Genomic DNA, 9165 nt, shown 5'->3' with positions numbered 1-9165 from the left:
GGGTGTCCTTGCCGTTGCGTCTGTTCTTTCCTGGCAAGGGGCGCTTTGGTCTTATCTTCGAGCAAAAGCTGGTGGTCCGCAAATGGAAGTTTCACAAGATGGCAAGATGACTAAAGAAGAAGCTTTGAAAATTTTAGAATTATTAGGGGATCCTTCTGAGCAAGAAATTAAGGACGCTCACCATAGATTAATGAAAAAAATCCATCCTGATCAAGGCGGCTCGGGATATTTTGCTGCAAAATTAAATCAAGCAAAAGATGTTTTGTTAAAATAAAAATTGGAAAATAACAATGCACAAATTTAACAGCACAATTCTTAGAGAATATGATGTGCGAGGGATTGTCGGGGAAACTTTAACTGAAACGGATGCTTTATATCTAGGTAAATCATTTGGCACTCTCATAAAAAGAAATGGTGGGCAAAAAATTTGCTTAGGATTTGATGGACGCCTCAGTTCGCCTAAAATGGAAGAAGCAATTCTAGCAGGTTTATTATCTACAGGCATTGATGTGGTGCGTATCGGCTTGGGGCCTTCTCCTATGCTTTATTATTCAGTTTATGAGCTTGATACCGATGGTGGTATCATGATTACGGGTTCACACAATCCATCAAACTATAATGGCTTTAAAATGATGGTTGGTAAGGCCGGATGTTTTGGAGAGCAAATACAAGAACTCGGCCGGATAAGTACAAAGGATAATTTCGAAGAAGGGGAAGGAACTTCTGAACATTTAAATATATTTGATCGTTATATAGATAGAATGCTTAAAGATGTGGATATGGACGCATTAAAAAAAGCTAATCTTTCGATTGGATGGGATGCCGGCCATGGTGCGGCAGGCGATGTTATTAAGGCAGTTACTGAAAGGTTGCCGGGCAACCATATACTTCTATATGAAGAAATTGATGGTACATTTCCGGCGCATCATCCTGATCCAACGGTGCCTGAAAACTTGGTCGATTTACAAAAAGTGATTGATCAGAATAATTTAGATATGGGTGTCGCATTTGATGGTGATGGAGATCGGATTGGCGCAATTGATCAATCCGGAGAAATTATTTGGGGAGATCAGCTCTTAGCAATATTATCAGAAGAAATATTAGAAGAATTGCCGGGATCAAAGATTATCGCGGATATTAAGTGCAGTCAGGTTTTGTTCGACCATATTAAAAAATGTGGCGGAGATCCTGTAATGTGGAAAACAGGCCATTCATTAATTAAAAGCAAAATGGTAGAGCTAGATGCCCCATTAGCCGGAGAAATGAGCGGTCATATTTTCTTTAAGCACAAATATTACGGTTTTGACGATGCAGTATATGTGGCGCTTAGACTTATTAATATTGTTGCTAAATTTGAAGGTGGTTTGGAAGCTTTGAGAAAAACACTTCCTACCGTTGTGAATACGCCAGAAATTAGAATTGAATGTGAGGAGGGGCTGCCCTTTAAAGTCGTTGATGAAGTGGTAAATCGACTTAGAGAAGAAGGTGCTGAGTTTAATGATCTAGATGGTGCGAGAGTCATGTCAGATGATGGGTGGTGGTTAATTAGAGCATCAAATACGCAAAATGTAATAGTTGCGCGTTGCGAAGGCAAAGACAGAGATGCACTAATACGTGTTTATGAAAATCTAGGACAGCAATTAAAATTGAGTAATATTGCTTTACCAGAATTGTGATAAGCCGCTAAAATCATTACAATATTTAAAGCATGATCAAATTGTGATAGAATAATCAGTAAATTAAGATAATAAAATAACCAGCTACCCCTTTAAAAATGAAAATATGGTTTTATCTTTATATAGATAATAAGTGAAATTTTAAGTGGATCGGAATGACAGATAAGAATGATGACAATGGTTTAGGCACTGAAGGATCAGTCATAACCAAGTCTAAGCCTAAAACGAAAAAACCATCTATGTATAAAGTTCTTATGTTAAATGATGATTATACGCCGATGGATTTTGTCGTTCATGTTTTGCAGCAATTCTTCAGAATGCCAGAAAGTGAGGCCATGCGAGTGATGTTACAAGTTCATCAGCAAGGCATTGGTGTTTGTGGTGTTTTCACATTTGAAGTAGCAGAAACGAAAGTTCATCAAGTCGTAGAATATGCAAGAAAACACGAACATCCACTTCAATGTACGCTTGAAAAAGATTAATTAAGGAGAGCCAAGTGCCAACATTTTCACCGAACTTGGAACATACTCTACATCGTAGTGTCGCTGAGGCAAATAAGCGTAGTCATGAATTTGCTACACTTGAACATTTATTGCTTGGATTGTTAGATGATCAGGATGCTGTTGCCGTTTTAAGGGCGTGCGACGTCAATATTCCGCAGCTTCGTGCGGAACTAAAAGCATATCTGGATCAAGAGCAAGGCAACATCGCAGAGGATAGCACAATTGATGCGACGCCTACGGCTGGTTTCCAGCGCGTAATTCAGCGGTCCATACTTCATGTGCAAAGCAGTGGACGTGAAGAAGTGAATGGCAGTAATGTATTGGTAGCGCTCTTTTCTGAACGTGAAAGTCACGCTGTCTTTTATCTTCAACAACATGAAGTTTCCCGCCTTGATGTGGTAAATTATATTTCGCATGGTCTTGCTAAATCTGGAGAACATGATGAACATGATTCGATTGATGGTGAAACTGAGGACGAGCTGGAAGGTGAAGATGGTAACGGTAAATCTGCTTTAGAGAAATACTGTGTCAATTTAAATGAAAAGGCGCGAGAAGGAAAAATTGATCCTCTTATCGGTCGTGTTGGTGAAGTTGACAGGACTATTCAAATTTTATGTCGTCGATCAAAAAATAACCCTCTTTATGTAGGGGACCCTGGAGTTGGTAAAACGGCAATTGCCGAAGGTCTAGCTTTGAGGATTGTTAAAAAAGAGGTTCCGGAAGTTTTGCATGATGCGACGATTTTTAATCTCGAGATGGGAACGATACTGGCAGGTACCCGTTTTAGAGGAGATTTCGAAGAACGCATTAAAGCAGTGATCAAAGAAATTGAAGAAATGGAAGGTTCCATTTTATTTATCGATGAAATTCATACAATCATTGGTGCTGGTGCAACGGGTGGCGGTGCAATGGATGCATCAAACTTACTTAAGCCTGCGCTTGCAAAAGGCGCCTTGCGCTGCATTGGTTCAACGACATATAAAGAATATCGTTCTTATATTGAAAAAGATCGTGCGTTGCTGCGGCGTTTCCAGAAAATTGATGTAGTGGAACCAACGCCGTTTGAAGCAATTGAAATATTAAAGGGAATAAAGAAATATTTCGAAGAGCATCACGGCGTAAAATATAGTGATGAAGTTATTGAGGCGGTGGTCGATCTCTCAGTGCGTCACATTAATGAAAGAAAGCTCCCTGATAAAGCGATTGATGTGATTGATGAAGTTGGTGCCTCGCAAATGTTATTAACGGAAGCGAAACGCAAGAAGAATATTACTGTCGCTGATGTGGAAAATGTTGTCTCTAAAATGGCACGTATCCCAACTAAATCGGTTTCAAAAGATGATAAAACAGTTTTGGCGACATTACCAAAAGATCTTAAGCGGGTTGTATTTGGCCAAGATAAAGCAATTGAGATTCTTGCTGATGCTATTAAACTATCTAGGGCAGGTCTTCGTGAAGATGATAAACCTATTGGCTGTTATTTATTTAGCGGCCCAACTGGCGTAGGGAAGACGGAAGTTGCAAAGCAGCTAGCCAGCCTATTAGGTGTTGAATTAGAGCGCTTCGATATGTCCGAATATATGGAACGGCATACAGTATCAAGATTGATTGGTGCTCCTCCCGGCTATGTTGGTTACGATCAAGGTGGACTTTTAACAGATGCTGTTGATCAAACCCCTCATTGCGTGTTGCTACTTGATGAAATCGAAAAAGCGCATCAAGATGTTTATAATATTCTTTTACAGGTCATGGATCATGGAACCCTTACAGATAGTAACGGAAAAAAAATTGATTTCAGAAATGTTATTTTAATTATGACCACGAACGCTGGAGCGGCGGAACTAAGTAAAGAGGTAATCGGGTTTGGTAATTCAGATCATTCTGGAGCAGACGAAGAGGCAATTAAAAAATTGTTCTCGCCTGAATTTAGAAATCGTCTCGATGCTACTGTGCCGTTTTCCGAGTTGCCACCTGAAGTGATTGAAAAAGTTGTAGAGAAATTTATTCTTGAGCTAGAAATGCAATTAGAAGATAGAGGCGTTCATATTAAGATGACGCCTGCTGCTAAAGCATTCATTGCTGAAAAAGGGTATGATAAACACTTTGGTGCCCGGCCGCTTAAACGAGTTATTCAAGAAGAAATTAAAAAACCACTTGCTGATGAGTTGTTATTTGGCCGTTTAGTTGAGGGTGGAGAGGTTAAAATTGGTTTTAAGAATAAAAGTCTGACTATTGATATAGAGCCAGGTAAATTATTACCTAAACCTAAGTCAAAGCCAAAGAGTAAAAAAAGTAAGGAAACGGCTAAATAGCTGATTTTTATTTTGCGATTCTAAATGTATTCTGTTTTTAGAATAAACTTAATGATTGTGATGTTAGAATACGTTACCTTTCTATATTTTTTTTAAAAACATGGGATTGGCCGACTTTTTGTGCTAAGAAGAATTATATATATTATAGAATATACACCTTTAAGAGTATTATAAATAATTTTAATAAATCATAAATTGTAAAATTCTTATTTTAGTTGTAATTTAAAATTTATTATGATATCAAATATTAATAGTAAATGAAGGACTTAGAACAAAGGACAAGCAAGATGAAGAAAATATTACTCTTAACCTTAGGATGTTTAACAATGATTTCTGCCGCTTCTGCGCAAACTCGCGCTCAAAAAGCTGTGGATAAAAAATTGGCAAAATACAATCAAACTGGCGAATTTGTGAATTGTATTAGACGTAACATGATAAAAAAAATGGTTGTAGTAGACGATACTAAGATTTTATTCGAATTAAAGGGTAATAAGGCGATGTTAAATACCTTGGATAAAAAATGTACTGGGCTTGCGATGTTCCGTCAGTTTAGCTTTGGTGTACAGAATAATAGAGTTTGCGATACCGATGTCATAACAACTAGACAGAGTGCTATATGTAATTTAAGCGATTTTGAAGTATTAGAAGAAAAATCATAATAAGTTAGAATCATCCTTTTTTAAAAGGTGTAAAAGTACTTAAGTAATCAATTTCTCGTTCAACGGCTTTACGCTCTTGGGCGAGAAATTTTTTTAAGGCCATTTTAAATGATGGATTTTCAATCCAATGGGAACTGTTGGTAGCAACTGGAACATAACCTCTTGAGATTTTATGATCACCTTGTGCACCAGCCTCCACAATTTTCATTTTGTTTTTGATTGCATAGTCTATTGCTTGATAATAACAAAGTTCAAAATGTAAACATTTATGATATTCAGTGGCTCCCCAGTATCTACCATAAAGGATATCATTGCCTTTTAAATTTAAGGCGCCAGCAATATATTTATTTTCTCTTTTTGCCATAATTAATATTACATGTTCAGCTATTTTTTCCTGCATCAAAGAAAAGAATTCTCTATTTAAATATGGTCGGCCCCATTTCTTGTTGGATGTGTTTAGATAAAATTCAAAATAGTGGTCCCAATGCAATTCGGTGATTTCTGAACTGGTTAATATTTCAATCTTGATATCATTAACGACAGCCGCTTGTCTTTCTTTAATAATATTCTTTCGTTTTCTTGAAGAAAGAGTGTCCAGAAAATCATTAAATGATCCATAACTTTTGTTAAACCAATGAAATTGCTGATCTTGCCGATGCAATAATTGCTGTGAATTCATGACGTCAATTTCATTGTCCTTTATAAATGTAAAATGTAATGATGATACGCCTAACGATTTTGCATGATTGATCGCGGCTTCTAGTAAGAGCGGTTTTAACTTTTCTTCCTCACAAAAAAGGCGAGGACCCGTAACAGGGCTAAACGGAATAGAAGATTGTAGTTTAGGATAATAATGTCCGCCTGCTTGTTCATATGCATTTGCCCAACCATGATCAAAGACATATTCACCTTGCGAATGACTTTTTAAATATAAGGGTACTAAACCTTTTATAATCCCTTTGTCATCTTGAAGAATAATATGTTGTGGATGCCAACCTGTGTTTGCATTAACGCAACCACTTTCTTCAAGTGCAGAAAGAAAACCGTGGGAACAAAACGGATTAAGTTCATTATCACTGGCCTTAGCACAGCGATCCCAATCGACAGGGGAAATTGTACTAATATTATCCGTTACAAATATTTCCATGGTTAAATCTTACAGCATTGGAGAAAAAATTACCTCCAATAAACGGTATTTCGAAATTGATTTTAATTATGAAATATCTACTAAAGCATCAATCTCAACAGATACGTTACGCGGAAGTGCGTTTGTTCCAACAGCAGAGCGGGAATGTTTTCCTTTATCACCAAAAACTTCAACCATTAAATCTGAGGCACCATTGGCAACTTCAGGTTGGTCACCGAAACCGTTATCGCAATTAATAAAAACACCTAGTTTTACGATACGATTAACTTTAGTTAGATCACCACCACAAAGGCTATTGATTTGCGCAATTATATTTATCGCGCATAACCTTGCTGCTTCTTGTCCTTTTTCTAATGAAATATCAACACCAACTTTGCCAGTGTATGGTAATGCTCCATCTTTTAAAGGAATTTGTCCCGAAATTGAATATAGACTACCCGATTGTGTGTAGGGTACATAATTGGCAACAGGTGCTACTGGCTCTGGTAAACTAATACCTAAATTTTCTAGGTTTTCTTTAGGTGAATTGCTCATAATATCTCCGTTTAAAAATGGTAATGAATTTTAAAAGAGTACGATTTTTTTTCACTAAAGAAAAGCGCTTTAAACTAACTCATATGATATTTATTAAGCGTTTTTTTGCGTTCACGTTTATTTTTATACATGGCCTGATCAGCAATTTTAAGGATATTCTCAATTTTACTATTTTCATCTATAACGGCAGAACCCATACTGGCCGATGTGTAGAGATCTTTACCTTCGTTTTTCACTGAAACACTGCGAAGAAGGTGGCGTAAATATCCCGCACGTTCTTTTGCTTTCTCGATATCGCATTTTGTTAACAAAAGTCCAAATTCATCTCCGTGAAGTCTTGCAGCCGCATCTGTTTTTCGGATTGACTTATGCAGTACTGTTCCAATCTCTAAAAGCATTAAGTCACCTGCATGATGTCCATATGTATCATTTAATACTTTGAAGTCATCTAAATCGATATATGCAAATAGACTGTCTTCACCATATCTTTTCGCTCTTTCTATCGCATGGGTTAATTCATGCTCAAACCCTTGTTTATTGAGTAAACCTGTTAAGATATCAGTAGAAGCTAAAGATTCTAAATTTGAAATATAGACTTACTGTTCCGCTATAGTTTGTTCAGCAGCTGCGGCATAATCAAGAATTTCTGATAAGGCCTTCCAATTTTTTAAAGTTAGTCCATCAGTGGATTGATGAAATTTTTTCACTAGCTCCGTTGCTTTCTCACTGATTTTGAAATTTGTTTCGGCAACTTGAAAGTCCTGATTATAGTGTATGACACTCATGATACGTTTCTCCTGTAAATAAACTACATTTGCTATTTGCAAGAGACATGCCAATTTAAAAGCACTAATAGACCCAGTAATAAAGGCTAAAGAGTGCTTTTCAGGTAAATATTGCCTTTTCGATAGGTAAAATCACCACCATTATGGTTAATCAATGGTTAAATTGTTTTTTAATTTAAGAACTGTGAAATAAATTTAAATTGTTCATTGCAGTTATTGTCTGTATTTGCCGCGAAGGGACCTATATAATTCGTATCACCAGATTGTAAAAAGCCACAAATATCAGCGGTGATTTTGTTTAATTTTTTACCTTTTCCTTTTATCGGATCAGGGTTGGAAATGGAAAAATCGCCGATATTTGGAGCCTTATAAATTTTGTGAGCAACGGTGTCTATTCTGTCAGAAGATCTTTCTGTAATGTTATTGGTTTCTTTATGAGAACCGCCATCGCGGTCTTTAATGCGTCCGTCAATAATATTATTATAAATAGTCGCACTTGAAGTTGGAAAGCGAACATCAATGCCGGTCGTGTTATAAATTAAATTATTATGAATGAGCGTATTGGCGCTGCGATTTAGATATATTCCCACGTCTGTTGTACAATTCATTACGATATTATTCTTTATAATCCCATTGGAATGCTCAGTACTACAATCATAATTGTTACAATATTCATCATCTGTGCCACCACCACCAAAGGATAAACCAAGTCGAACGCCACCACGGTGAAGCCATTCACACATAATTAAATTACCATCAAATATATTATTTTCACCATTGCCTTTAAAAAATGCGCCATAGCTAATCTGGTTGCCGCTGCCTTTAGAGAAATCAGTAATTATATTTCCTTTTACAACCCAATTATTAGCATTGACCGCATCTATGAGTGTGACAGAATTAGAGGTGTCTCTTGTTCGTTCATTATAGATTAAATTATTTTCAATAAGTCCGTTATCTGGGTTTTCACCGTCCCCTGAATTCAATTTTATATGAGAGTTAAAGTTTTTAATAATGTTATTTTTAAGTTTGAAGTTGTCTGCGTTATCGACAACATGAAAGGCATGATCACAATTTTCATCCTCACCGCATATACCTTCCATTATTAAATTCTCAAATGTCCAGTTTGCCCCATTAATGAGAAAGCCTTCATACATTTCTGATTTAATAATGACGTCCCCTAACTGCATTGCTTTTAATGTGATGGGATTGTTGGGGGTGCCACTATTCAAAAAATCGAGTGAATAGTCAGTAAACCTATATTCTCCTGGGGCTAATACAATTACATCACCCGCTCTGGCAGAATCGATTGACCTTTGTATTTCGACCTTATTGGAAGCACGGATTACGTTTCCAGTAGGTAAATCAAGCTTAGGAGAAGGGCCGATAAATTTTAAAGGTTTTTCTAATATCTGACTGGTAATATCGGCATTCAAAATTATTTCATATACCGACCCATCGCTCGTTTCGTAGTTTATGATAGATTTTAAACTAATATCATTTTAGTAGTAGAATTTTGCTGCAACAAACCCCATTACAAAAGAGGGTATTG

Annotated in this window: 9 protein-coding genes and 1 pseudogene; 5 read left to right on the top strand and 5 right to left on the bottom strand. The window is 36.7% G+C overall.

Annotated features, from left to right (window positions below; translation table 11 throughout):
* The 5 genes and pseudogenes from ACTF6W_RS05315 to ACTF6W_RS05295 form a co-directional block, all read left to right on the top strand.
* A pseudogene (locus ACTF6W_RS05315) lies at window positions 1-274 on the top strand (DnaJ domain-containing protein); the annotation flags it as partial.
* A 16-nt stretch (window positions 275-290) separates the two neighbouring features.
* A complete protein-coding gene (gene pgmG, locus ACTF6W_RS05310; RefSeq protein ID WP_438993505.1) occupies window positions 291-1676 on the top strand; it encodes a phosphoglucomutase/phosphomannomutase PgmG in 1386 nt (461 codons plus the stop codon).
* A 155-nt stretch (window positions 1677-1831) separates the two neighbouring features.
* Entirely contained in the window at window positions 1832-2158 is a 327-nt protein-coding gene (gene clpS / locus ACTF6W_RS05305) for an ATP-dependent Clp protease adapter ClpS (protein ID WP_438993504.1), read from the top strand.
* Between the two features lie 14 nt (window positions 2159-2172).
* Window positions 2173-4491, top strand: coding sequence for an ATP-dependent Clp protease ATP-binding subunit ClpA (clpA, locus tag ACTF6W_RS05300; RefSeq protein WP_438993503.1), 2319 nt, complete (start codon window positions 2173-2175; stop codon window positions 4489-4491).
* A 287-nt stretch (window positions 4492-4778) separates the two neighbouring features.
* Window positions 4779-5150 carry a DUF6491 family protein gene (locus tag ACTF6W_RS05295; protein WP_438993502.1) on the top strand — a complete coding sequence of 124 codons (372 nt, stop codon included), beginning with the start codon at window positions 4779-4781 and terminating at the stop codon, window positions 5148-5150.
* Window positions 5151-5160: 10 nt separating this feature from the next.
* Here ACTF6W_RS05295 and ACTF6W_RS05290 read toward each other — a convergent pair whose 3' ends face one another.
* From ACTF6W_RS05290 to ACTF6W_RS05270, 5 genes are all read right to left on the bottom strand, one after another.
* The gene (locus ACTF6W_RS05290; RefSeq protein WP_438993501.1) at window positions 5161-6297 is read right to left on the bottom strand and encodes a GNAT family N-acetyltransferase; all 1137 of its coding nucleotides are present in this window, start codon (window positions 6295-6297) and stop codon (window positions 5161-5163) included.
* A gap of 66 nt (window positions 6298-6363) precedes the next feature.
* A complete protein-coding gene (locus ACTF6W_RS05285; RefSeq protein WP_438993500.1) occupies window positions 6364-6831 on the bottom strand; it encodes a RidA family protein in 468 nt (155 codons plus the stop codon).
* 74 nt (window positions 6832-6905) lie between these two features.
* Window positions 6906-7421 (bottom strand): GGDEF domain-containing protein, encoded by a 516-nt coding sequence (locus ACTF6W_RS05280; RefSeq protein ID WP_438993508.1) that lies wholly within the window; start codon window positions 7419-7421, stop codon window positions 6906-6908.
* A 6-nt stretch (window positions 7422-7427) separates the two neighbouring features.
* On the bottom strand, window positions 7428-7616 hold the full coding sequence (locus tag ACTF6W_RS05275) for a hypothetical protein (RefSeq protein WP_438993499.1): 189 nt from the start codon (window positions 7614-7616) through the stop codon (window positions 7428-7430).
* Window positions 7617-7786: 170 nt separating this feature from the next.
* Complete coding sequence (locus ACTF6W_RS05270) at window positions 7787-9049, bottom strand: chondroitinase-B domain-containing protein (protein ID WP_438993498.1); 1263 nt, start codon at window positions 9047-9049, stop codon at window positions 7787-7789.
* Window positions 9050-9165: the final 116 nt, after the last annotated feature.

Origin of the sequence: Pseudemcibacter sp. (assembly GCF_965661635.1) — a bacterium.
Taxonomy (GTDB): Bacteria; Pseudomonadota; Alphaproteobacteria; order Sphingomonadales; family Emcibacteraceae; genus Pseudemcibacter.
This window is presented reverse-complemented; position numbering and strand designations above follow the sequence as displayed.